We start from the raw sequence: 25,936 nt of genomic DNA, 5'->3' as shown, positions 1-25,936 counted from the left end.
GGACCGCCGAAGCAGCAGACAAGCAGAGAGATGGTCAATGTTCCTACAGCGAATAGCTAACAAGGGCATCCGGCTGGGCACACTCTTCGATCGGGCCGCAGCCCGCCATCCGGCGAGCCCAGTGATCCTCGACCATGACCTGGACCTTGCTCCGGACCGGGGGCGTCGCCTGAGCCTGACCGAACTCGCCGACGTGGTGGCGGATATCGCCTCCCGGCTGTGGGCACTCCGGATCCGGCCCGGCGACCACGTCGTGGTCCACAAGTCCGACAGCTTCGATATCTCCCTCCTGGCCTGTGCAACGGCACGGATCGGCGCAATCCCGGTGCTGCTGTCGCCCAAACTGGACGGCGCTACCGTTGCCGCACTGCTGCGCCGGGTGAACCAGCCCTACCTGGTTACCGACCAAGCCAAGCTGGAACAGGAGCTGCCGGCCGAGGTGTTCGACCTCAGCGAACGTGTGGTGCTTGCTTCCGGGACGTATCCGGAGGCGACCTCGCTGGCCGCACTCGTCGACGTCCCCCGGGTTCGACCCGTGACCATGCCTCCGGAGCACCCCACCCTGATCACCCACACCTCCGGAACTACCGGCATCCCCAAGCTTGCGGTTCATACCGGGCATACGTTCCAGGCTCGCTATCGTCCCCAGGCGACCCTGGTTGGTGCGGCCGTGAAGCGCAGCGAGGCCGTTGCCATCCACGTCTCGTTCGTACATTCCCGCATGTACACGGCGATGCCGATCTCGATCATGCAGGGGCACCCCCTCATCATCCTGCGTGATGATGACCCGGACCGGGTTGCGGACATCTTCACCCAGGTTCCGCCGGGCTTCATCGAAGCTCACCCCAACACGTTCCTGCGATGGGAGGTGCTGGGCGAGGACCCGCGTGCCCCACTGGCCAACGTCCGGTACTTCAGCAGCACGTTCGACGCCATCCATCCCCGCACCGTGCAGCGCATGCTGGACGCGTCCCAACGCAGACTGCCGCTGTTCGCTCAGGCCTACGGGCAGAGTGAGGTCGGGCCGATCGCCGCGCGTACCTACACCCGCAGCCGCGGCACGGAGGCCGACGGACGGTGTGTGGGCCGCCCCATGCCCGGCATGACGGGTGTGCGGGTGGTGAGTCGGGACGGGAAACCGGTGACGAAGTCCTCCCCCGGCTACATCGAGGTCCGCAGCGACGGCAGAATCGTCACCTATCTGGGTGAGCACCACCGCTGGGAGCAGCAGGCTGACGGGGACTGGTGGCGGATGGGTGATCTCGGATATCTGACCAAGTGGGGATGCCTTCACTTGCTCGATCGGGAAGTGGACGAGATTCCCGGGGTCGAGAGCACCCTGGAGATCGAGGACAAGCTGTTCGCCCGCCTTCCGGAACTCGTCGAGGTCGTCCTTGTTCCCTCCGCCGATGGGGAGCCGGTGCCGGTGGTCTCTACCCGCGATGACAAGCCGCTGGACGAGGAGGCCTGGCGGCGCGCGGTGAGCGACCTACCGTCGCTCGGGGCTCCGGTCCAGTGGCGGTTGCAGGATCTGCCGCAGACAGCCACGACGAAGATCAAGCGGCTTGAGCTGGCGGAACGTCTCCACAACAGTGCCACAGCCGCTTGAGTGCCGCGGAGGCGGTGCGTTGTGAGCCCCTGCTCACCGCGACCGCCTCCCGGCCAGTCGAAAAATCCGTGGGTTCGCCGCGGCCTGAACTCGGGGCACCTCCGTGGCGGCGGCTGGTCACCACCCCCCTGCGTTCGGTCCGGTTCCGCACGGTCGCGGTGTGGTTTCCCCGACGACGAGAGGAGGAGCAATGCCCGGGCGTCCTGATGGACACTGGATCCACCACTGGGATCCGGAGGATCGCGTGTTCTGGGCCCGCTCCGGGCGCCGGATCGCGCGCCGTAACCTGTGGGCCTCAATCTTCGCCGAACACATCGGCTTTTCCGTGTGGAGCCTATGGGCCGTCCTCGTACTGTTCATGACCCCGGAGAACGGATTCCATTTCTCCACCGAGCAGAAGTTCCTGCTGGTGTCAACGGTCAGTTTCGTCGGTGCGGCCCTGCGCGTGCCCTACACCCTCGCGGTGCCGCGGTTCGGCGGGCGCACCTGGACCATCGCCTCGGTCGCGGTGCTCCTGATCCCCACGGTGATGGCCGCCTACCTGATCCAGGCTCCCGAAACCCCCTTCTGGTTGTTCCTGCTGCTGGGAGCAACGGCCGGCCTCGGGGGAGGCAATTTCGCCTCCTCCATGGCCAATATCAGCTTCTTCTTCCCCGAGCGGGAGAAGGGGTGGGCGCTCGGACTCAACGCCGGAGGTGGAAATATCGGGGTCGCCACCGTGCAGCTCGTCGGTCTCGCAGTGATCGCGCTGTTCACCCTGGATGGCGGGCCGCTCGTCCCCCTGGTGTACGTCCCGCTCCTGGTGTCGGCCATATGGGTGTCCTGGCGCTACATGGACAATCTGGGCACCGCCCGGACCGCGCCCACCGCCTACCTTGCCGCCACCCGAGACCGCCACTTCTGGATCATGTCCCTGCTGTACGTAGCGACATTCGGATCCTTTATCGGCTTCGGTTTCGCCTTCGGCCTGCTGTTGCAGAGCCAGTTCGACCGGACTCCGCTCGAAGCAGCCTCGATCACCTTCCTCGGGCCCGCACTCGGCTCACTCCTGCGCCCTGTGGGCGGCGGGCTGGCCGACCGCTTCGGCGGCGCCCGGATCACCGTGGGCACCTTCGGTGCCATGGCGGTAGCCGCCGCGGTGATCCTTGCGGCGATCGAAAACGTGTCCCTTCCCGTGTTCCTCGCGGCGTTCAGCGTGCTCTTCGTACTGACCGGAATCGGCAACGGTTCAACCTACAAGATGATCCCCGCGATCTACGCCGCCAAGGCCGAGAACCTGATGAACCAGGGGATTTCCCGAGAGGAGGCCGTGGCCCGGTGCAACCACCGCGCCGGTTCCGTGCTCGGCCTCATCGGGGCCGTGGGCGCCGTTGGCGGGGTGGGGATCAATCTCGTCTTCCGCGAATCCTTCGCTGCCTCTGGGACAGCCACCCCAGCGTTCGCTGTCTTCCTCGTGGGCTACCTGGTATGCGCGGTAGTGACCTGGGCCGTCTACGTGCGGGCACCCCGGCCACAGCCTTCCGCCCGCCCCGACGAGACACCGGCCCGCACCCCCGCGGAAACGGCGACGCCATGACCACCACCCACTGCCCCTACTGCGCACTCCAGTGCGCCATGCACGTCGACCCCACTCCCGACGGCAGGTGGGCGGTGCGGCCCGCCGAGTTCCCGACCAACAAGGGCGGGCTGTGCCGCAAGGGCTGGACCGCCGGCGAACTGCTTACCTCCCAGGAACGCCTCACGGCTCCGCTGGTTCGGCCCCGCCGCGGTGCACCCCTGGAACCCACCGACTGGGACACCGCCCTAGAAACGGTCGGCACACGCCTGGCCGACCTGCAAGCCCAGTACGGCCCGAATGCTGTCGCGGTCTTCGGTGGCGGTGGACTCACCAACGAGAAGTGCTACCTGCTGGGGAAATTCGCGCGACTTGCCCTCGGCACCTCCCGCATCGACTACAACGGCCGGTTCTGTATGTCCTCCGCGGCGGCGGCCGGGCTGCGCGCCTTCGGGCTGGACCGTGGCCTGCCCTTCCCGGTCACCGACCTGGCTGGGGCACAGACGGTGCTACTCGCCGGAGCTAATCCGGCCGAGACCATGCCGCCGCTGATGCAACACCTGAACCGGTCGCGGCTCATCGTCGTCGATCCGCGTCGTACTCCCACCGCCGAACGCGCCGTGGCCAGTGGAGGGCTTCACCTTGCGCCCCGGCCCGGAACCGACACCGCGCTGGCACTGGGGCTTTTGCACGCCGCACACGCCCAGCGCCTGGTGGACCGGACCTACATCGCCGCGCGCACCACCGGTTTCGAGCAGGCCTGGAGCCATGCCGCGGAGTGGTGGCCAGAGCAGGTCGAGCACGTCACCGGAGTTCCCGCGGACCTCGTCCGCGAAGCGGCCCAGGCGCTCGGCTCGGCTGCCGCCGAGGGCGGAGCCTATGTACTCACGGGTCGGGGTACCGAACAGCACGCCAGCGGCACCGACACCGCCACCGCGTGGATCAACCTAGCCCTGGCCCTGGGGCTACCCGGGCGGGAAGGCAGAGGGTACGGCTGCCTCACCGGTCAGGGCAACGGTCAGGGAGGACGCGAACACGGCCAGAAGGCCGACCAGCTGCCCGGTTACCGTCGCATCGACGACCCCGAATCCCGCCGGATCGTATCCGAGGTGTGGGGAACGGATCCGGATGCGCTGCCACCGGCCGGAGACAGTGCGTACGAGCTCCTTGCCTCGCTGGGGGAGGCCGACGGCCCACGCGCTCTGCTGCTGTTCGGTTCCAATCCGGCGGTCTCCGCCCCCCACGCCTCCCACGTACGAGAGCGGCTGTCGGCCACGGAGCTGCTGGTGGTTGCCGATTGCGTGCTCTCGGAGACCGCAGGGATGGCCGACGTCGTCTTCCCGGTGGCCCAGTGGGCGGAGGAAACAGGCACCATGACCAATCTGGAGGGTCGCGTGCTCCTCCGGAACCAGGTAGCCCCACCCCCGGATGGGGTGCGTACCGATCTGCATGTCCTCGCGGGTCTCGCCCACCACCTGGGCCAACCTACCGAACGGTTCCCCACAGATGCGGACGAGGTGTTGGCTGAGCTGAGGGCCGTAACCGCCGGGGCGCCGGCCGACTACTCGGGGGTGACTCGGGAGCGGCTGGAGGCTGGAGCGTCGTTGCACTGGCCCGCACCAGCGGAAGGAACCTCGCATCCGCGACTGTTCGTGGAGGAGTTCGCCCACCCCGACGGGCGAGCCCGGTTCGTTCCCGTGGCCCACCATCCGCCCTCCGAAACCCCGGATGCGCAGTTCCCCTTGGTCCTGACGACGGGACGTGCCATGGGCCACTACCAGTCCGGTGCCCAAACTCGACGTATCGAGGAACTGTCCCGCGCCGAACCGGACGCCTACGTGGAGGTGCATCCCGACACCGCGGCGACATACGGACTGCTCCAGGATGACTGGGCGCGTCTGGTCTCCCGCCGCGGAGCCATGCTCGCGCGGGTTCGGACACGTACCGCCATCCGCCGGGACACCGTGTTCGTTCCCTTCCACTTCGGCGGTGCCCAGACCGCGAACGACCTCACCAATCCGGCGCTGGACCCCACCAGCCGGATGCCGGAGTTCAAAACCGCAGCCGTGCGACTAGGGCCCGCCTCACCGCCGAACGGTGACAACCCGCGTCCGCGGCAACTGGACTCCGTGGCTGACCCCTCGATCTGTGAGCAGGGACGAAACCACTCGGGTGCTCGAGACGACAGGAGATGACCGCAATGTCAGACGATTGTCGACACGTCGAGTCGCAGGACGGCCACCCCGCCCCCGGCATCCTCCCCCGGCAGGGGGCGGGGCCAGAGCGAACACACGCTCGCCGGATCGTGGTGGTGGGCAACGGCATGACCGGGAACCGCTTCGCGCAGGAAGTGGTCCGACGTGATCCACGGGGGGAACGCGTGCGCGTCGTCTTGGTGGGGGCCGAGCCGGGGCCCGCCTACAATCGCGTGCTGCTCCCCGGACTCCTGGACGGCACCTACACGCCTGGGGACCTAGTCCTACCCGAGCCTGCCGGTGCGGTGGTGGTCCGGCGTGGCGAAACCGCCGTCTCCCTGAATCCGGATGCACGGTTCGTGACCCTCGACACTGGGGAACGGCTGGGCTACGACGAGTTGGTGCTGGCGACCGGAGCCCGAGCCGAGCTGCCCCCGCTGGCGGGGTTGCGCGCCCCCAGTGGTGGCCCTGGGGAGGGGGTGAGCACCCTGCGCGACATGGCTGACTGTCAGCGGTTGCGGACCTGGGTGCACCCCGGGGTCCCCATGGTGGTGCTCGGCGGGGGAGTCCTGGGCTTGGAGACCGCCCGGGCCCTGGCCACGGCGGGAGCGCGGGTTTCGGTCGTGGAGGCCGCCCCCTGGATCATGTGCCGGCAGATCGACTCCCCGGCCGCGGACATCCTCACCCGCCGGTACCTCGACTTGGGGGTGCGAGTGTATGCCGACAGCCCGGCCGCACGCTGGCTCCCCGGGACCGGGTTAGAGCTGGGCGACGGCCGGGTGCTGCCCGGCGACGCCGTGGTGGTCACCGCCGGAGTCCGGCCCGACACGGAACTGGCCCAGAACGCGGGGGTGGCCACCGACGGTGGCGTCCTCGTTGACGACCGGCTGGCCACCTCCAAGGCACGTGTGCACGCTATCGGTGACTGTTCCTGGCCTCCCGGTGGGGGAACCGGCCTGGTCCAGCCCGGATATCGCCAGGCCGAGGTACTGGCCGACCTACTCACCGGCGCTGATCCCGCCGCTCGCTACACCGGAACGCGTCCGGTGACCCGGCTGAAAGCCGCGGGTATCGAGCTCACCGCGATGGGGGAGAACGTCGCGGAGGAGGACACTGGCACCCAGGCCGAACCAACAACGCTGCACGCGGCGCATCCGGGGGACAATCGAGTCGAAACGGTCACTGTGAGTGACGCTGCGCGCGGACGGTATGCCAAGCTCACCGTGTGCGGTGATCGACTCACCGGGGCAGTGCTCCTGGGATTTCCCCGATCCGCACCCGAGGTTGCGCGTCTGTTCGAGGAGGAGGAATCTGTACCGACCGACCGCCTGGCACTCCTCCAGGACCCACCCACCGCCTCGGCTGCGCCCGCACCGGAGCCGTTCGACGCCGTGGTCTGCCGATGCAACGCCGTCACCCGCTCCGACATCGAACAGGCTTGGTTCGACGGGGCTCGAACACACGCCGCAATCGCGGAAACCACCCGCGCCACCACCGGATGTGGCGGCTGCACCCGTGACATCGAGACCCTGCTCCAGGGACTGGCCGGGCAGCATCGTGAACCGGTCTCCTGAGCCGCGAACGTCATCCTGTGCGGCGACCGTCCCGAGGCAGGCAGCACGGGGCGGCCCCCGGGGGCGACGTCGTGGGCTCACCTCTCGCGTGCCCCACCGGGCAGGAATCCCAGCCCAGTCGCCTCCGCCCCGCGCCAGGCCACAACACATGGCGAGACCAGCCGGCCCCTGGGGACAGCTCTCCCGGTGAGATTGTCCTCCGCAGCACCGGCGCTGGGTTCTACTGTCTTCGGGCCGCCGCCGTGCCAGCGGAACTTACCTGTCCCCACGAGCTACCGAGGTCGACGCGGCGGTGGAGGTGCTGGACCGCAGACTCGCGTCCGAGGCGAGTGGCAGCTCCGCGGACAGGCGAAACCATCCGTCGTCCGACACGTCGGTGGCGATCCACCCGCCCAGGGCCGCGGCCCGCTCGGAAAGGTTACCCAGACCGCTGGACGTGTGTTCTTCCGAGGACCCGACCGAGGAACCCTCGGCACCGTCATTCGCGATTGTGACGGTGCGGACGTTCCCGTTGCCGCGGATGGTGATCTCGCAGTTCTCGGCTTTGCTGTGTCGGAGGAGATTCGTGACCCCTTCCCTGAGGACGGTGGCGGCTACGGTGCCGACCTCGACGGGCAGGTCGGTGTCCTCGACCTCCATGTGCAGGTCAACTCCGGCACTTTCCAGAACCGAACGCACCGAACGGCATTCTTCCTCCAGCGATAGGTCGCGGTAGCCGTGGGTGACGGAGCGCACATCGGCCAAGGCCTGTCGACTGCTCTGGAGGAAATCCGCCAGTTCCTGGCGGGCCTGATCCGGCTTGGGGACGATCAGGCGGTCCGCGAGTTCCGCCTTGAGCGCCATTGCGGAAAGGCTGTAGCCGAGAAGGTCATGGAGGTCACGGGCGAGGCGCAATCGCTCGCGGGTCACCGCAGCGTCCACCAGTGCGGTGCGAGCAGCCGCCAGCTCGCCGACCATGTCCCGGAACCGGGAGAGGCCGTACACGATCAATCCGGTGAGTAGGGCCGTCACCGACATGTACACGGCGTCTCCTGGAGCCCCCTGAACTCCATCGTTGAGAAGTATGTGGGTGGCGCCCACACTGGCGATCACGGCACTGAAGCCGAACCAGGCAAGCTTTCCGGGGGCGAGGAGGAGAACACTGCCCGCGAGTAGTCCCGGAACTCCCAGCCAGGTCTCCTGGAAATAGGCCAGAGGCAGATAGATCAGACCTGCCTGCGCTGCCAGGGCCACATAGGCGGCTCGCCGGTGCTCGGGGCGCGATGCCCAGGCACACAGGAGCATTTGCAAGGAGAACAGCGCCACGATCAGGGCAACCGCTATGGCGAGATCGACGACGCCGAACGGAAGCATGAGCATGTGCATGATACGGGCGAGGCAGAAACCCCCGATGACCGCGACGGTCAATGCCGTGGCGATGCGGGGGGCTACGTGCGGGGACGCCGACGATGAGAAATCGGAATCATACGGTCCGGTGGTTGTCACCTGCCACCCCATTTTGGTCCCGAAACGCCCTTGTGGCCGACACCACCCTACCGTGTGGAACTCTGGCTGGTTCTGTCTTTCGTTTCGGGGGCGACCGGCCCGGATGGGACGGCCTTGGCGAACCGAACACGGACGGCCTTTGTGCGGATGGAGCTGGGGAAACTACATGATCACAAAGGTCGCCCGTGTCTGTGTTCGGGGGCACACCGGACCATCCTCCGTCGTGAGAACATGGAGACACTCACCACGCGCCGTCGATGCCGGTCGTTGTCGCACAGCCGGATATCAGGCCGTGTAGGGGCGGCGCGAACGTGCCGCGCGCAGGGCATCAGCCCACCAGGTGAGCTGATCGAGGAAACCTTTGGCGGCGGAGTTGACGCTCTCGGGGTCGGTGGGGTTGCCCTGGTCGTCGAAGCATTCCCAGAAGTTGATGAAGCTCACGGTGTTCCGAATGGTCGTTGCGTGGACCTCGTTGAACACCAGGCGCAACTGTTCCACGGCGTAGCTGCCGCCGCTCATCCCCCCATAGGCGACGAAGCCGACCGGTTTTGCGTTCCATTCCTGGAGATACCAGTCAATGGCGTTCTTGAGGGAGGCGGGGTATCCACGGTTGTAGACCGGGGTGACCACGATGAAGGCGTCCGCGGCGGCGAGGCGCGGAGCCAGGGCCTGAACCGACGCGGGGGCGGGGACGCTCTCGTCATCGCCGGGCATGGTTGTGGGTAGGTCCGCCTCGAGCAGGTCGATGGGGTCGACGTGGAGGTCTCCGCGGCTGCGGGCCTGTTCGGCGATCCAGTGGGCTGGGATGGGGCCGAACCGGTCGGTGCGGGTGCTGCCGGTGATGACGCCTACGCGCAGTCGGTCGTCCTCAGACATTGTCATCCTTTCACGATGGTTCGTGAACGTGCTCTTCGTGGTCCTTCGTCGAGCGGGAGATTTGGGGTTCGGGGGTGTCGGCACATCCTGCTTACGAAGTAGGATCCATTCTTCACGGGAAAGCGGTGAGCTTCCAGTGCGGCCGTCATGACTTCCCATGTGAATCTGTCATGTGAAATGTGCGCGTAGCTGGCCAGGATGGGCCGCCTCGAATGCGGATGTGTGGGGTCGGTCCTCGGAAGTCGCCGTTGGGGGAGTTGGCGGAAGGCGGGCTCAGGTGTTTTCGTGGTCGGTGTTATCGGGCGTCAGGGGCAGGTGCACGGTGAGCCGGAAGCGGCCGCCCGTCAGGGTTTCGGTGGTCACGTTGCCCCCGAGTTGGACAGCCCGGTCTTGGATATCCCGCAGTCCCCCGGCCGAGGGGAGGTCCATGCCGGTCTCGCGCATGTTGGCGCCGTCGTTAACGATCTCGCCCGTGACCTGGTCCTTGTCCTGTCGCACCGTGACTGTGCAGCTCGTGGCGTTGCTGTGCCGCAGTAGGTTGGTGATGCCCTCACGGAGCGTACGTCCCAGTACGGTGGCGACCGGGGTGGGTAGCTCGTCATGGTCCGTTCGCAGATGCAGTTCCACTCCGGCTGCCGCAAGCACGGAGCGCATCGACCGAAGCTCGGACTCCAGGGAGAATTCGCGATAGTTCCGCGCTACGGACCGAACGTCGGCGAGTGCCTGTCTGCTGCTGTGGACCAGCTCTTTGACCTCCTCCGGCGCACGCTCAGAACGCCGCGTGACCAAGCGATAGGCCAGCTCGGCCTTGAGGATCATCGCGGAGAGGCTGTGGCCCAACAGGTCGTTGAGATCGCGGGTGAACCGGAGGCGCTCCCGGGTGACCGCGGCGTCGGCGAGTTCCCCTTGCGCCGACTGGAGTCGCCGGACGATTTCTCTCAGGTAGGAGATGCCGTAGACGGTCAGGGCGAAGACGAGGGTGGCTACCGTCGTGTAGCCGACATCCAGCGGGTTCCCGCTCAGTAGTGCCTGGATGAAGGCCATGCTGGCGAGGACCCCGGTGAAGGAGATCCAGGCGAGTTTCCCGCTTAGGACGAGGAGGACACTTCCACCAAAGAAACTGGGCATGCCGACCCATGCCTGCTGGTAGTACAGCAGTGGTAGGTAGGCAAGACATCCCTGGGCGACCAGAGCGGCCTGGGCGTATCGCTGTCGTTCGGGGTGGCCAACCCAGCGACATTGCAGCATCTGGAGGACGAACAGCGCGAGCATGCAGCCGATGGCCATGGCCATGGCCAGTGGGCCAATCGGCAGCATGCGGACGTTGAGGAAACCGATCAGGCACAGGCATGCGAAAACGACGGTGGTGAGCCCCCAGGCCAGTCGTGGAGCCATGCTCGTGGTGTCGGACGGGGCCGGCTCCGTACGGCTCGCCTCCGCAGTGGCCATGCTTCCTCTCCACACCTCGTGGTCTGCGGTCCGGGGGTCCCGAAAACCGCGGAAGTGGTGCCGCAACGCAGACAGCAGGAGGGCCCACAATCGTGCGCCAATATATACACATTCAGGGCATATTGTCCGCACGTTGTGCTGGCCGCCCGATGATCGTCGAACTGTGATCCAGTAATCACAGAAAATGCTTGCGTATGATGCAGTGAGTTTGTATCATCAATTTTTCTGTATTCGGGGATGATCTTGAAGGGGCGCGATATGATCCCCATGCCGAAAAGCATCGCATCATAGGATGGCGGGTCCAGTGCCGCATAGCACCGGGTGCGCGGGCCGTCGGTGCCCCCCGGGGCGTGATCGCAGCGCGCTGCCTCGCGGATTGGTGGATACCCACAGCAGCGTCTCAACTCTCACCCGGAGCGGCTGGCCATCCTGCCGCCTCCCCGGCTACGCCGGAGGGTCCCCCGACCCAGCCAGGCTGGAGTCCGCCGCGATCCGATCGTAGAGGGGCTGGAGGGCGGCGGGCAGCCAGGCAGCGTCCTCGTCAACGTAGGTGAGCGGATCGATCGATCCGGGCTGGGTGGGAAACGGGGGTGGTTCGGTGTCCGTCCAGAAGGCCGCGACGCATTCCTCAACGGGCGCGATCCGCACACTCAGCCCACGGTCGTCCGCTCGCGCGTCCTCTGCGTCTTCGACATCCTCGGCGCTCCCGGTGTTCTCCGAGCCGGGCTCGGCCGCGGCGGGTGCCGCGGCCGCGTCGGGACTGTGCGCGCGGATCTGTTCCAGCAGCAGGTCGCGGCCCCTCCCGAGCCAGTGCAACAGCAGGAACGGGTCATCGTCGAGGTGGTGGGCGAAGGTGTAGAGCACGGCGGCGATGTGCTTGCACGGCTCCCCCTCGTCCGGGCAGGTGCAGACCGCGTCCAGGTCTTCGTACTCCCGCGGGAACAGCTCCACCCCGGCCGCGGTGAACACCTCTTCGACCTCCGGGGGCAGCTCCCCGGACAGCAGCGCGGCCCGGTAGGCGGCCCTGCCGGCCAGGTCCACACAGATCCGGTCCCACGCCGCCTCGTCCACGGTGCGCATACCGATACTGACCAGGTAGGGAACGAACCCGGAGCCGGCGACTTCGGCGTGCACGGTTCCGGGCTCCACCGTGACGTCGTGGATGGCCTCGCCGCGGGCGTAGCTGCGGCCGCGACTCAACCGGCCCGCATCGGCGGTGTCCTCCATCGGGTCGATGAAGCGGCGGGACCACCAGCTCTGGCCGATGGAGCCGCGGCTGGGCATCGGCGCGGGACTCACCCTTCCACCGCCTCGGGAGCCAGCCGGATGACCTCCCGCAGTTCGGCGCCGGAGAGCTCGCCGAGCCAGTCCTCCCCGGTGCCCACCACGGAGTCGGCCAGAGCGGCCTTGCGTTCCATCATCGCGTCGATGCGTTCCTCCAGGGTGCCGAGGCACACCATCGTTCGAACCTGCACGGTGCGCTGCTGCCCGATCCGAAACGCCCGGTCGGTGGCCTGGTTCTCCACGGCCGGGTTCCACCACCGGTCCACGTGGATGACCTGGTTGGCGGCGGTGAGGTTGAGCCCGGTGCCGCCGGCCCGCAGCGACAGCAGCAGCACCATGGGCGTGTCCTCCTCCTGGAAGGTGCGCACCATCTCCTCGCGGTCTGTGCGGGAGACACTGCCGTGCAGCCACAGCACCCGCACCCCGAGCCGGGCGGCGAGGTAGGGCGCCAGCCGATCCCCGAAGTCGGTGTACTGGGTGAAGCACAGCGCCTTGTCGCCCTCGGCCATCATCTCGGCCAGCAGGTCACACAGCGCCTCCAGTTTGCCGGACCGCCCGTCCAGCCGCGACCCGTCACCGAGCAGGTGTGCCGGATGGTTACACACCTGCTTGAGTTTGGTCATGGTGGCCAGGACCAGCCCGCGCCGTTGGATGCCCTCGGCCTGGTCCACCAGCGCGGTCATCTCGTCCACGGTGGCCTGGTACAGCGACGCCTGCTCCGCGGTGAGGGTGCACCAAGTCTTCATCTCCTGCTTCTCGGGCAGGTCCGACACGATCGCGGAGTCGGTCTTCAGCCGCCGCAGCACGAACGGGCGGGTGACGCGGGCGAGCCGGTGGCGCGCGTTCCGCGCCTGGGGGGTGTCGGCGCCTTCCTGCGCGGCGGTTTCGATGGGGGCGGCGAGGCCGCGCCGGAAAGCCTGCTGGGAGCCGAGTAGCCCGGGGTTCGTGAACTCCATCAGGGACCACAGTTCCCCCAGATGGTTCTCCACCGGGGTTCCGGTGAGTGCGATCCGGCTGGGGGCGGGGATCGCGCGGATAGCACGCGCCTGCCGTGTGCCCGGGTTCTTGATGGCCTGCGCCTCGTCACACACGACCCGCGCCCAGGTCAGCGCGGCCAGCTCGTCCCCGTCCTGCATCGCCAGCCCGTAGGAGGTGAGCACCAGGTCGACCTTGTCGACGGTGGCGGCGAGTTCCTCGTCGTGGGGACGGCTGGGGCCGTGGTGCACGTGGATCGCCAGATTGGGGGTGAAGCGCTGCGCCTCGCGGTGCCAGTTCCCGATCAGCGAGACCGGGCAGATCAGCAGGGTGGGGCCGGGCCGCTGGCCGGTCTCGCGTTCGGCGGCGAGCACGGCAAGTAGCTGCACCGTCTTGCCGAGCCCCATGTCGTCAGCGAGGATCGCCCCCAGCCCGAAGGAGTTCAGGAATGCCAGCCACGCCGCGCCGCGCGCCTGGTAGGGCCGTAGCTGTGCGGTGAACCCCGCGGGCTCGGCCAGCGGGGCGATGCGCTGGGCAGCGGAACCGTCCAGCAGCTCCCCCAGGCGGCCCTCGGCCTGCACGGAGGTGATGGGCACCGGTCCGTCGGGGGTGTCCACATCGGGGCTGATGACCATCTCCATGGCCGCACGCATGTCCACCGAACCGTCGCCCTGCTCGCGCAGGAACCGGGCGGCGGCCCGCAGGGTTTTCGGATCCAGCCGCACCCACTCGCCGCGCAGCCGCACCAGCGGCTGCTTCAGCTGGGCGAGCTGGGTCAGCTCGGCCTCGGTGAGTTCGGTGTCGCCGACGGCTGCCCGGAAGTCGAAGTTGACGATGTCCTCGCCGGTGGCGCCGGAGCCGGCGGCGGACGACGAGCTGGAGCTGGGCGAACTGCGGGCGTGCAGCTTCAGACCGACCTTCTGCTCCCCGGCCCACCGGGGCAGCAGCACCCCGTAGCCGGCGTTGGACAGCCGCATCGCGTAGCTGGACAGAAACTCGTGGGCGCCGTCCAGGTCGAGCACCACCTCGGTGGGGGCGGTGTCGTCCAGGGCGGCGGCCAGCGGAGGATAGATCCGGGCGGCACGCCCGAGGGTGCGCAGCACCGCCTCCTGGGCGCCGGCTGGCAGCCAGTCGGCGGCCGCCCCCTGCCACAGGTGCCCCACCGGCACCATGAGCGACGGCTCGGTCGTGGACTGCACCCACAGTTCCAGCCGCCAGTGCTGGGCGCCGCGCTCGGGCAGGGCACCCAGCTCCTCGACGTCGTCCAGCTCGGGCGGATCCAACAGCCGGAAGGTCAGCCGGATGTCGCTGGCTTCGGCGTGCGTCGTGGTGAACCAGGAGCGCAGCGGGCTCAGCAGCTGGTCGAGCTGGCGTGCGGAGACCGTCGTGGTGGGGACCGTCCCGTGTTCGTTGGTCAGCGCGTGCAGCCACTGGTCCCGCAGCTTCGGGGTGGTGCCGGTGGGCGGGGGCACCGCCCCGGCGAGGGCGGTCCGCACCCTGGCGTCGACGAACGCGCACAGGGCCGTGACCATCTCCCCCATCGCGATGGTGCCGGCCTCGCCGGGGGTGAGCTCCTCGGGATGGTGGGCGCGGGCCACCGGGGGAAGACTGCGCACCAGCGACCGCAGCCACGTGTGGGTGCCGCGGTCCAGCACGGGACGCCAGCGGGCCGCATCCGCCAGCTCCTCACTCACCAGCTGCGGCAGAACCCGACGGGTCGCCACCAGGGTGGCGGCAGCCTCCGCGAGGGCGGCGATGTGGCGCAGCGACGGGCCAAGCAGCAGGTCGCCGCTGCCGCGGCCGAGCCGCTCCAGCGTTGCGAGGGCCTGACCCGCCGTGAGGTAGCACACCGGAACACTCCACGGGCGCAGCGCAACCTGGCCGCTGCGGGGCGCGTCCGCGAACGGCGGCAACTGCGGCGGCGGCAGTGGATGCTTGGCCGTGCGGGACGGCAACCGGAGGATCCGGGTGTCGGCATCGCCCCCGAGCTCGGTCGCCAGAGTCTCGGGATCCACCGCGTAGGGGTGGGGACGATGCCGTTTGCGCGAGGCCGTCACTGCGGGGAGCTGGGAGTCCATCGCCCACACGCACAGCCCGTCGTGGTCCCAGAATCCCTCGTAGATGCGCATCCGGTCCAGTATGCCGCGCGTGCGCCAGCAGTGTGGACGATACCGCGAAGTCGAGGTGGGGCGGTCGGTGCCCCGTGGAAAACCGCCGGCCTTGCGCTGCCCCGGTGATTCTTCTCGGTCAGCACACATGCACACGTGTGGCGGACGTCCGGGGCCGACAGTACCCGCAGCAACCACTGCCACTAATCAGAAATCGAAACCCACGGCCTCCGCGACACCCGGTTGGTCCCACTCGCGGAGGTAGGCGCCCAGCAGCCGCATCAGGCTGCGCTGCACCTGGGGTGTGGTGGCGCCTGGCACGCACAGGACGTCCGGGAACTCGGTGAGCAGCCGCTGCCAGGACGGTCCACCGGCGAAGGTGTGCCGGAGCCGCCCCACCTGCCAGAGCATGGCCGCGGTGTGGTCGCGTTTCGCCTGCGGCGGTTTGCCGAGAGGTGGCGCTTGTACATGTCCGGCCACGGCCATGGCCTGGCGGCGCAGCACGCACGAGCTACACCAGCCGCAGTGTCCGCCCTCGCCGTGGGTGAAGGCGCTGTCGCAGGACACGGAGGTGTGCAGGGCTGGCCACGCGAATTCGGGGACGTTGCAGATCAGCTCTGCCTTGGTGGTGTCCGCGGCGGGGTTGGTGATGTGGAAGCGGCGGGGCGACAAGCTCGGGGCGCCGTGCCGCAGCACGCGGCTCGCGAGTTGACTCATCAGTTTCAGGGTGCGGGGGTGCACGGCCCGGGCTGCCTGCGCACCGACCTGGCCGCGGGACAGTGCCAGGTTCACCGCGCCGGTGCCGTTCTCGTAGACGTCCAGGTTGGTCCCGCCGTGGGCGAGTGCGGTGGTCACGCCCGCGCTGAGGAACAGGAAGCCGCGGGTGCGCGCGGTGCTGTCCGGGGCACGGGAGGGGTCGTCCTTGGCGCCAACCAGGTTCAGACGAAACGGAAACCAGTCCGGATGAGTGCTCCCGTACAGGCTGTTCAGTGCCTGTTTCTGTTGGTTTCGCATGCGGTCGTTGGTGACCACACTGGCCAGCCGCAGCGGGGCACGGCTGTGTTCTGCGTGTAGGCGGGCGAGTCCCGCGGTGGAGTCGAGTCCACCGGAGAACAGCAGTGTGTGTGGTTCATCCTCGGGCGGTGGCCGGATTGCGGTCTGCTGGTAGGAAGGTGCTCCCTGGGTAAACTCCAGACTCCAGTCGTCGTCGGTGAGCCAGGTGAGCAGCCGCTCCAACAGTGCGCGCTGTTCCTGCCAGAATTCGGGTTGGCGCACCGGGATGTGCAGCTGGAGGCGGCGGCTCCACTCCGAGCCGCCCCACCGCCAGTTGCGCGGGTCGGGGCGCGGGACCGCACGGTCCACGGCGAAGCAGGCGCCGGCGATCTCGAACAGGTCGGGCGTGGGATCACCCTCCCGGAGCAGACCCAGGGCCAGGTCGGGCGCCACACCCTGTACGTCGGCGCCCCAGTGCACCGTCCTCTGTGGGCCGTTGTTGGCGCGGTAGCGCACCGTGGCACGCGGTGGCGGCGCCATCAGGCCACCTCCCGTCGCGGTGCGGCCGAACTCGACGATGCCTCGGACAGGAGATCCGACACCAGCGCGCCGACGAGCGGACCGGCGAAGAACATGTCCAACCCGCCCAGCAGGTCACCGGCGAGACCCGGGGCATCCGTGTCGACCTGGGCGGCGATGCGGTCCAGGCCGTAGCGCCGACCCATCCCGTGCAGGAACTCCCGGGCGATCTCCTCGGCGAGTTCCTCCGGGGAGGCGTTGCCGACATGATCCGGGCCGTCGCGTGCCACGGCGACGCGCACCGCCTGCCGTAGCAGCGCCGGCGTGGCCGCCCGCGTTCCGCCCGGACACAGGTCAACTGCGTGCCCCCGGCGCTGCTGCTCGGCGAGTCGGTGCGCCTCGCCGGCGGCGCTCCGAAAGTCCGCGGCGGTGGGGGCTGGGGTGACGGTGTGCAGGGTCTCGCGCAACGCCTTGGCGATCGCCCGGTCGAGCCGCTTGGGGTTCTGTCCATCCGGGGGCGGTGACTCGCCGTCGCGCAGCGCCGGGGTTCGGCGGGTCAGGAAATCCAGTACAGGTTTCCACCCGCGGCCGTGGTCGCGGGACAGCCGGTCATCGTCGGGCATGGGCACCTCCCACAGTGCAACCGTGGCCCGATCGTCACATCGGTCCGTGATTGCCTGGATGGCACAGTTTCGTCACTGATCATGCGCATTGCTCCGACTTGCCGGGGTCGCTGGTTCGCGGGAGGGGCGGGCCGCGTTCCATGCCGTCGGGATTATCTTGTTCCACCACTGCCCGGTGGTCGGAGGGCGGCGCTAGTCTGGGCGGTTCGGGTCCGGTGGTCGAAGCGGAAGGCGGGTTGCGGCGATGCCGGAGGAGGAGCGCTGGCACGAGATCACTCCTTCGGAGTACGAGCATGAGCGGCGGGCGCTGGAGTACCTGCGCAGCCGCATGCCAGACGAGGAGCCCTACCGGGCCTGGTCCAACTTCACCTTCACGGCAGACACGGGCCACATCTACGAGGTCGATCTGCTGATCGCCACCCGGGTAGGGCTGTACCTCGTCGAGATCAAGAGCCTGACCGGCCGGCTCACCAGCAGTGGTGCGGACTGGGTGCAGACCAGGAAGAGCGGCACGATCCGACGGTTCGCCGATCCGGTACACCTGACCGATCTGAAGGCCAAGCGACTGAAAAGCCTGCTGGACCGGGCCGCGTCCAAGCACGGGCTCGGGGAACGGGTGCCGCGGGTCCATGCCGCGGTGTTCCTCTCCGACCCGAACCTGGCCGTGGACCTGGCCGAGCACCATCGGCACCACGTTTACGGCACCGACCGCACCAACCGCCGCAACACCCTGCCCGACGTGTGGCAGGGCCTGCTCGGCGGGACCCCGCACAAACAGTCGCAGGAGGTCAGCCCGCGGGTCTCCCGCGCGCTGCCGAAGCTACTCGAACGCGTCGGCATCCAGCGGAGCGCGACCCACCGCCAGGTTGGACCCTGGCAGCTGGAGACCCCCCCTATCGACGAGGGCCCAACCTGGCAGGACTATCTGGCCACACACGTCAACGCCCCGGCCGAGAAGCGCCGCGTGCGGCTGTACCTGATCGAGCGCGGGCGGGACGAAGAAACCAGGACCAGTATCCACCGGGCCGCGCAACGGGAGATGCAGACCCTGCACGGCATCGATCATTCCGGAATCGTGCGGGCGGATTCCCTGGAGGAGCACGACGCCGGGCCTGCCCTGGTGTTTCGACACCAGCCGGAAGCCATGCGGCTGGACCACTACCTGGCCACCTACGGCGACCAGCTGGACGTGCATGCCCGGCTGGACATGGTGCGCCAGCTCGCCGAGGCGCTGGCCCACGCCCACAGACACCGGCTGTATCACCGGGCACTGTCGGCCTCCAGCGTGCTGGTGACGCCACAGCAGGGCCCGGGCCGCGACACTGAGGCCACGTGGCTGCGGCCACGGCTCCAGGTCAAGGACTGGCAGATCGCCACGCGAGAGATCGAGACGGATGGAGGAGCCTCCACCCGGCAGATGCTGGAGCGGCTCGGTAGCGCAACCCGGCACGTGGAGCGGCACGTCGATCCCAGCACCCAGGTCTACCTGGCGCCCGAGATCAGTGCCGCCAACCCCGACCCGGTGGCACTGGACGTGTTCGGGCTGGGCACGTTGACCTACCTGGTCTTCGGTGGGCAGGCTCCGGCCGAACAGCGGTCTGAGCTGCTCGCCCGGCTGGAACAGGACAACGGGTTGCGGCCCTCCGCCGTCGCCGACGGGGTCAGCGCATGGATCGACGAGCTGACCCAGGCCGCCACCGCTCCCGTGCCGGCGCAGCGGCTGGACAACGCGGCGGACTTCCTGGACATGCTCGTAGAGGCCGAGCTGGAAGCCACGGCGCCCGCGCCCGAACCCGATCAGCCCGAATCCGACCCGCTGTATGCCGCTGCGCAGGATCTGGTTGCCGGCCAGTGGCGCATCACCAAGCGGCTGGGTACCGGATCCACCTGCCGGGCCTTCCTGGCCACGAACGAGGAAACCGGCGAGCTTGAGGTGCTCAAGGTCGCGCTGTCGGACGACAAGGCGGCCCGCCTGGAACACGAGGCCCGGGTTCTCCAGCGTCTGGACCGCGACTCCTCGGTGACCCGGCTGGTGCGGCCCGAACCCCTGGTCATCGGTGGACGGACCGTGCTCGTACTCGACTATGCCGGCGACTCCACCGTGGCGCGGAAACTTCGCGAACACGGCCGACTGAGTGTGGACGAGCTGGAATCCTACAGCCGATATCTGTTCCAAGCCGTGGACTTCCTGGAGGGAGAGGGCGTCACCCACCGCGACCTCAAACCCGACAACATCGCGATCCGTACCCGCCGTAACCGCACCCGCCAGCTGGTCCTGTTTGACTTCAGCCTCGCCGGAATCCCGGCCACGGAGCTGGAGGCCGGAACCCGCGGATACCTGGACCCGTTCCTCGGCAAGGCCGGGCGGGAGACCTACGACGACCATGCCGAGCGCTACGCCCTGGCGGTCACCCTGCACGAGATGGCCTCCGGGGAGCTGCCGGTGTGGGGCGATGGCCGCACCGACCCCCGCTTCACCGATGGCCCGCCCACGCTGGCCGCCGAAGCCTTCGACCCGGCGGTACGTGAAGGGCTGGTGGACTTTTTCCGCCGTGCCCTCCACCGGGACGCGAAGCGACGCTTCTCCTCGCTGAAGGAGATGGAAGCGTCCTGGCGCCGGGTGTTCGAGATCGCCGACGCCACCCCGCCCGTGTCCAGCGACCCGGGCGAAGAGGCCGGGCTTCCCGCGGAAGAGGACACGCCGAAGCAGGCCCGCGATGCGGCCGCCCGCGCCGCCACCCGCGACACCGCGCTGGACGCCTCCGGGCTCAGCACTCGTGCGGTGTCGGCCGCGACGCGACTGGACGCAGCTACGGTCGGGGACCTGCTCACTCTGCCCTCCAAGTCACTGTTCACCCTGCCCGGGCTCGGCGCGAAGACCCGCAAGGAACTCCAGTCCCGGATCCGGGAGTGGCGCGAGCGGCTCGGTACCCCGGACCCCACACCGCAGCAGTCCCAAAGCCTCCCCGAGGTCGGTGGTGACGAACACCGCCGGGCGGGCTTGGAGACGGTGGCCGCGGCCCTGGTACCCAAACGTCGGGGCAAGAAGAACGCCGCTGCGGTGGAGGCCACCCGGCTCCTGCTGGGGCTGCCCGACGACGAGGGCACGATCCCGCCGCCCTGGCCGGTGCAGGCGCGGGTCGCCGAAGCGCTGGACCCGCCGGCGAGCAGCGCCCAGATCAACCAGATCCTGAAGCGCCAACGCAGCCGCTGGCGCGCGGAGCCGCTGGTGCGCAGCGTGCTGGACGACCTGGTGGAACTGCTCACCGAGGCGGGGCGTGTGATGAGCGCCGACGAGCTGGCCGCGGCACTGATCACTCGCCGCGGAGCAGAGGCCACCGGACCACAGCGCCAGGCCCTGGCGATGGCCGCGGTACGGGCGGCCACCGAGGCCGATCCCGAAATCGACCAGACCGAGGCAGAGCAGGCCGCCAGTGACGGAACAGCGCCGCAGCCCACGGGGCAGCGGTTGGCGATTCGTCGCCGGCGGCGCGACGACCGGATCATGGTGGCCTTGGAGGCCCCTGAGGGCGATGCCCGGGACGTCCCGTCCGGTCCGGCGTTGCTTGACTACGCGGATCGGCTGGGTGAGGCCGCGGACCGGCTGGCCGCTGCCGAGATGCTGCCGACACCGGCGGCGGTCCTGCGGGAGCTACGCGCGGTGTCCCCGCCACCGGGGGAGGGCGCTCTGGACGACCGTCGGCTGGTGTTCCTCGCGGCGGCAGCCGCGGAGAATGCCGCGGCCTCACCACGGCTGGAGATCTATCCGCGGGACCTGGATCCGGTGCGGGCACTGCGCCTCACCCAGGCCGGGCTGGTACCCGCGGGTGCGGACCAGGAAGGACATCCCTACGGACTGACTCCCCAGCAGGTCGAGGAACGGGTGACGGCCCGGTTCCCGCTGGTGTCGCAGCTGCCCGAGCATCCAAAGCTGGCGGAGATGCTGCGCGCGGCCGGGTTCGACGACCTGGAGTGGCAGAACGGCCGCTATGTTCCCCGCTCCCGCGACACCGGCTCCTCGGTCGCCGCGGTCCACCGGTTCAGCACCGCAAGCGCGGTCCCGTCGCGGTGGAACGAGGACGACCCAGAGCAGGCCGAGGCGCTCCGGGCAAACGAACGCCTGCGCGCCGCCCGCGGAGATGACACGCACAGCGGAGGGTTCCGCGCGTTGACCGTCCGGCTGGACCACTATGCCCGCGGCCTGGACGAGCTGGTGTCCGCACTCGGAGTGGTGCCAGTGCATGTGGGCGCGGAGTTTCTGCAGGCCCTGCGTAGTCAGGTGGTGCCGGGCCGCAAACCCACCTGGGAGACCGTGGTGCGGGCGGACGCCCCGGGGCGAGACGAGCGCAGCGCGGCGAAGCTCGCCGAGTTCACTGCCCGCGCGTGGGAACTGGCCGCGGCACGGCTGCGGTTGGCGCGGGAGCAGGCCACCGGCCCGCTGCTGCTGCACGACGCCGCGGTGCTGACCCGCTACGACGACGGCGGGGTGCTGGCAGCGCTGGCAGAGGAGGCACGCCGCGGGGGTGCTCCACTGTGGGTGCTCTGTCCGATGACCGACCCCCAGGAGCAGCCGCGCCTGGACGGAACCCTGGTGCCGGCGCGCCTGCCGCACGAGTGGATCCCGATCCCGGACGCGTGGGCCTCCAACCGGTACCGCGGGGCGGCGTGACCGGAGACTGATTCGTCTGCGGTCCGGATGACCCCCGCGCCATGGACCGAACGCTCGACTGAGTTGCCTGTGTCGCGATCGCGCCCACCATCCACGGGTCCGCGACGACCGGCCCTGCCCCCTGGAGCAGGCCGAGCCCGGCGCGAAGATCGCGAACTGTCTCGCCGGCAGGCAGGTGGCGAAGACAGCTCCGCTCCCCGGGACGTGACCGTGTCACCCACCGGCCACACCAGAGTTGATCAGGGCTTCGTGGTGCCGCAGCGCCCGCGTGGGTGGGATCCTGGGCGGGTTCGCCGATGTGTAGCTGTGTCAGGGGAGTCGCTGTGATCGATCCGGGTGCGTTGCGTGAGGATCTGGTGCAGCAGGTCAGGGCGCTGGAGGCCGATCTGCACACTCAGGTCGCGGAGGACACGGAGCTGTACCGGCGGCTGCGCGGCGAGTATGACCGGTTGTTCGAGCGGAAGCGCACCGCCGAGACCTGGACCGTGTGGCTGGCGGGGCGGCTCACCCAGGTGGCGGTGGCCTGGGTCCTGGGGACGCTGTTCGTGCGCTACTGCGAGGACACCGGCCTGGTGGACCGCCCGTTCATCACGGGGCCGGACAGCGACCGGCGGATGCTGGCCGAGGCCGAGCAGGAGGACTTCTTCCACCACACCCCACACGAGACCGACCGCGGCTGGCTGCGCGCCGGCTTCGCCGAGCTGGCCAACACTCAGCCGGGCGCGCTGCTGTTCTCCACGGAGCACAATCCGCTGTACCAGGTGCCGATCTCGCATGACGCGGCCAAGGAGCTGATTGGGTTCTGGCGGCGTCGCGGGGAGCATGGCCAGTTGGTCCATGACTTCTCGGCCCAGACCGGGGACACCCGCTTCCTGGGTGACCTGTACCAGGACCTCTCCGAGACGGCGCGCAAGACCTACGCGCTGTTGCAGACGCCGGAGTTCGTCGAAGAGTTCATCCTGGACCGCACCCTGACGCCGGCCATCGACGAGTTCGGCTACGACCAGGTGCGGATGATCGACCCCACCTGCGGTTCCGGGCACTTCGTCCTCGGGACCTTCCATCGGCTGCTCGCCGAGTGGGAGCACAACTCCCCGATGCTGGATCCCCAGGAGCGGGTGCGCCGTGCCCTCCAGCAGGTGCACGGGGTGGACGTGAACCCCTTCGCGGTGGCCATCGCCCGGTTCCGGCTGTGGGTGGCGGCGCTGCACGCCGCGGGACTTACCACCCTGCACGAGGCGAAGAAGCACGAGCTCCCCATCAATCTGGCCGTGGGCGACTCGCTTCTCCAGGCCCAGCAGGACGTGATCCCCGGCACCGAGACCGAAGAGGAGCAGGCCGCGCTCGCCTACTCGACCGAGGACCTACCTGAGTTTGGCCGGATGCTCGAACACGGCCGGTACCACGTGGTGGTGGGGAACCCGCCGTATGTGACGGTGAAGGACGCGGAACTCTCTAAGCGGTACCGGGAGCAGTACTCCGCCTGCCACCGGCAGTACTCCCTGTCGGTGCCGTTCGCCCAGCGCTTTTTCCAACTGGCCCGGGAACCCGCGACCGATGGCCGCGGCGCGGGCCACGTTGGCCAGATCACCGCGAACTCCTTTATGAAGCGCGAGTTCGGCAAGAAGCTGATCCAGGAGTTCTTCGCCCTGCGGGCGGAACTGACCGAGGTCATCGACACCTCGGGGGCGTTCATTCCGGGCCACGGCACCCCGACGGTGATCCTCATCGGGAGAAACCGCAGCCACGCCCATCCCCGAACGGCGACCGTGCGAACGGTCATGGGAATCCGCGGCGAGCCGGAGGAGCCGGATGTTCCCAGCCAGGGCCACGTGTGGCAGGCGATCGTGAACCAGATAAACCAGCCTGGATCCGAAAGCGCGTGGGTGAGCGTTGCGGACGTGGAGCGGGGGGAGTTCGCACAGTTCCCATGGTCACTGGCGGGGGGTGGGGCGGATGAGGTGCTCCAGGTTGTCGCAGGAGGTTCGGATCGTACTCTCGAGGACCGAGAGGCCAGTATTGGCAGAACCACGGTATTGGGAGAGGACGATGCATGGATTCGTCCTGATGTTTCCACATTGAGACGTCGGGGGGAGTATGCGAACGCCAAGGTATTGGTTATTGGCGAAGCCGTGCGGGATTACGCTATTTCTGGCGCGCCCTATTCGCTAATTCCATATTCTGATGAATTGCAGAGTCAAGCGCTCCCTGATTCTCATTTGCTTCCTTCATTTTTCTTGTGGTTCGTGCGGCGACATCTGAGTAGTCGGATTATCTTTGGAAGGAGACTCCAGGATAAAGGTCATTCTTGGTTTGAGCACTTGGAGAACTACAGGGCGAAACTGGCCACTCCCTTGTCGATCGCCTTTGCCTTCGTGGCCACGCACAACCATTTCGTGCTGGACCGGGGCGGGAAGGTGTTCAACCGTTCCGCCCCGGTGATCAAGCTTCCGGAGGGGACGACGGAGGACGATCACCTTGAGCTGCTGGGAGTGCTGAACAGCTCCACGACGTGCTTCTGGCTCAAGCAGGTGAGTCAGGGAAAAGGGGGAAGCGGACTGGGTAGAGGGCATCAAGACGAGGAGTGGGAGGAACGGTACGAGTTCACCGGTACCAAGCTCCAGGAGTTCCCTCTCCCCGCCAGCTTCCCTCTTGCCCGTGCTCGCCGGCTGGATTCCCTGGCTCAGGACCTCGCTGCTGTCTCTCCTGTCGCGGTTGCCGAGCGCGCTACCCCGACCCGCGATGCCCTCGCTCAGGCCCGCACTGAGTGGCATTCGCTGCGCGCCCGGATGATCGCGGAGCAGGAGGAGCTGGACTGGGAGGTGTACCGGCTTTACGGCCTCCTCGACGAGGAGCTGACTGCCCCGGAGGACGCGGTTCCGGAACTGGCGCTGGGGGAGCGGGCCTTCGAGATTGTGCTGGCGCGGCGGATCGCCGCGGGCGAGGCGGACACCGAGTGGTTCAACCGGCACGGCTCCACCCCGATCACCGAGCTGCCCGCGCACTGGCCCGCCGCGTACCGCGCCGTGGTGGAGCGGCGGATCGAGCTGATCGAGTCCAACCGGCATATCGGTCTGATCGAGCGTCCGGAGTGCAAGCGCCGCTGGTCCACCGAGGGTTTCGACGCCATGCAGGCCGAGGCACTGCGCACCTGGCTGCTGGATCGGATGGAAGCGCGGGAGTTGTGGTTCACCGAGGTGGACGGGGTGGAGCAGCCACAGCTGCGCACCACGGTGCAGCTTGCCGATGCGCTGCGGGACGATCCCGAGGTGCTGGCCGTGGCCGAGTTGTACGCTCCCGGCCGCGAGCTGGAGCACGTCGTGGCTGGGCTGGTCGCCGACGAGCATGTGCCCTACCTGTCCGCGCTGCGGTACAAGGACTCCGGCCTGGCCAAACGTGCGGAATGGGAACACGTCTGGGATCGGCAGCGCCAGGAAGACGCAGCGGAGGACGAGGCCGAGGCGAAGGCTATCCGGGACGCCACCCCGGTCCCGCCGAAGTACGCCTCGGGCGACTTCCGGCAGAACAGCTACTGGCGCAACCGCGGCAAACTGGACGTGCCCAAGGAGCGGTTCATTTCCTACCCGTACGCCGGGCGGGACGGAGCTTCGTCCACCAAGGATGGGGCCTTGCTGCTCGGCTGGGCCGGGTTCGATCACCGCGAGCAGGCGCATGCACTCGCGGTGCTGCTCGGTGAGCGGGAACAGCAGGACGGCTGGGGCGCCGAACAGCTGGCCCCGCTGCTGGCGGGGCTGCGCGAGCTGTTGCCCTGGCTGGGCCAGTGGCACAGCGAGTTCCATCCGGACTACGGCGATAGCCCGGCGGAGTTCTTCCGTGGCTTTCTCAGCAGCAACACCGAGCGCCTCGGCCTCACCGATGATGCCCTGACCGGCTGGCGCCCGCCGCGCCGTGGCCGCGCGAAGAAGTAGGGAGAGCACACCAGCTGGCCCGAGTTCAGAGTGCGGGCTGCCTGCCACCGCGCCGTGCTGCCCGCCGTGCACCCACCCGGTGCCACCCCCATC

General features: G+C 68.6%; 13 protein-coding genes. 6 read left to right on the top strand and 7 right to left on the bottom strand.

What is annotated here, in order from left to right:
* Positions 1–37: 37 nt before the first annotated feature.
* The 4 genes from RIF23_RS10700 to RIF23_RS10685 all read left to right on the top strand — a co-directional run bounded on the left by RIF23_RS10700 (position 38) and on the right by RIF23_RS10685 (position 6,933).
* The gene (locus RIF23_RS10700) at positions 38–1,609 is read left to right on the top strand and encodes a class I adenylate-forming enzyme family protein (RefSeq protein ID WP_310912323.1); all 1,572 of its coding nucleotides are present in this window, start codon (positions 38–40) and stop codon (positions 1,607–1,609) included.
* A gap of 190 nt (positions 1,610–1,799) precedes the next feature.
* Complete coding sequence (locus RIF23_RS10695; protein ID WP_310912322.1) at positions 1,800–3,185, top strand: nitrate/nitrite transporter; 1,386 nt, start codon at positions 1,800–1,802, stop codon at positions 3,183–3,185.
* Entirely contained in the window at positions 3,182–5,359 is a 2,178-nt protein-coding gene (locus tag RIF23_RS10690) for a molybdopterin oxidoreductase family protein (protein WP_310912321.1), read from the top strand. The genes RIF23_RS10695 and RIF23_RS10690 overlap by 4 nt, the downstream gene beginning before the upstream one ends.
* A 5-nt stretch (positions 5,360–5,364) precedes the next feature.
* Positions 5,365–6,933, top strand: a complete 1,569-nt coding sequence (locus RIF23_RS10685; RefSeq protein ID WP_310912320.1) for an FAD-dependent oxidoreductase — start codon at positions 5,365–5,367, stop codon at positions 6,931–6,933.
* A gap of 255 nt (positions 6,934–7,188) precedes the next feature.
* On the opposite strand, the gene RIF23_RS10680 is transcribed toward RIF23_RS10685, so the two are convergent.
* The 7 genes from RIF23_RS10680 to RIF23_RS10650 all read right to left on the bottom strand — a co-directional run bounded on the left by RIF23_RS10680 (position 7,189) and on the right by RIF23_RS10650 (position 17,245).
* On the bottom strand, positions 7,189–8,418 hold the full coding sequence (locus tag RIF23_RS10680) for a sensor histidine kinase (RefSeq protein ID WP_310912319.1): 1,230 nt from the start codon (positions 8,416–8,418) through the stop codon (positions 7,189–7,191).
* A 285-nt stretch (positions 8,419–8,703) separates the two neighbouring features.
* Positions 8,704–9,294, bottom strand: a complete 591-nt coding sequence (locus tag RIF23_RS10675) for an NADPH-dependent FMN reductase (protein WP_310912318.1) — start codon at positions 9,292–9,294, stop codon at positions 8,704–8,706.
* Between the two features lie 273 nt (positions 9,295–9,567).
* On the bottom strand, positions 9,568–10,743 hold the full coding sequence (locus RIF23_RS10670; protein WP_310912317.1) for a sensor histidine kinase: 1,176 nt from the start codon (positions 10,741–10,743) through the stop codon (positions 9,568–9,570).
* A 444-nt stretch (positions 10,744–11,187) separates the two neighbouring features.
* Complete coding sequence (locus RIF23_RS10665; protein ID WP_310912316.1) at positions 11,188–12,042, bottom strand: SWIM zinc finger family protein; 855 nt, start codon at positions 12,040–12,042, stop codon at positions 11,188–11,190.
* Entirely contained in the window at positions 12,039–15,131 is a 3,093-nt protein-coding gene (locus RIF23_RS10660) for a DEAD/DEAH box helicase (protein WP_310912315.1), read from the bottom strand. Before RIF23_RS10660 ends, RIF23_RS10665 begins: the two co-directional genes overlap by 4 nt.
* 186 nt (positions 15,132–15,317) lie before the next feature.
* Positions 15,318–16,643, bottom strand: coding sequence for a 7-cyano-7-deazaguanine synthase (locus tag RIF23_RS10655; RefSeq protein ID WP_310912314.1), 1,326 nt, complete (start codon positions 16,641–16,643; stop codon positions 15,318–15,320).
* Complete coding sequence (locus RIF23_RS10650; RefSeq protein ID WP_310912313.1) at positions 16,643–17,245, bottom strand: hypothetical protein; 603 nt, start codon at positions 17,243–17,245, stop codon at positions 16,643–16,645. Before RIF23_RS10650 ends, RIF23_RS10655 begins: the two co-directional genes overlap by 1 nt.
* 244 nt (positions 17,246–17,489) lie before the next feature.
* Here RIF23_RS10650 and pglW point away from each other — a divergent pair, with 244 nt between their 5' ends.
* On the top strand, positions 17,490–21,914 hold the full coding sequence (gene pglW, locus RIF23_RS10645; protein WP_310912312.1) for a BREX system serine/threonine kinase PglW: 4,425 nt from the start codon (positions 17,490–17,492) through the stop codon (positions 21,912–21,914).
* Between the two features lie 323 nt (positions 21,915–22,237).
* Positions 22,238–25,843, top strand: coding sequence for a BREX-2 system adenine-specific DNA-methyltransferase PglX (gene pglX, locus RIF23_RS10640; RefSeq protein ID WP_310912311.1), 3,606 nt, complete (start codon positions 22,238–22,240; stop codon positions 25,841–25,843).
* Positions 25,844–25,936 lie beyond the last annotated feature (93 nt).

The sequence above is a fragment of the Lipingzhangella rawalii genome, from assembly GCF_031628175.1.
Lineage (GTDB): Bacteria > Actinomycetota > Actinomycetes > Streptosporangiales > Streptosporangiaceae > Lipingzhangella_A > Lipingzhangella_A rawalii.
This window is presented reverse-complemented; position numbering and strand designations above follow the sequence as displayed.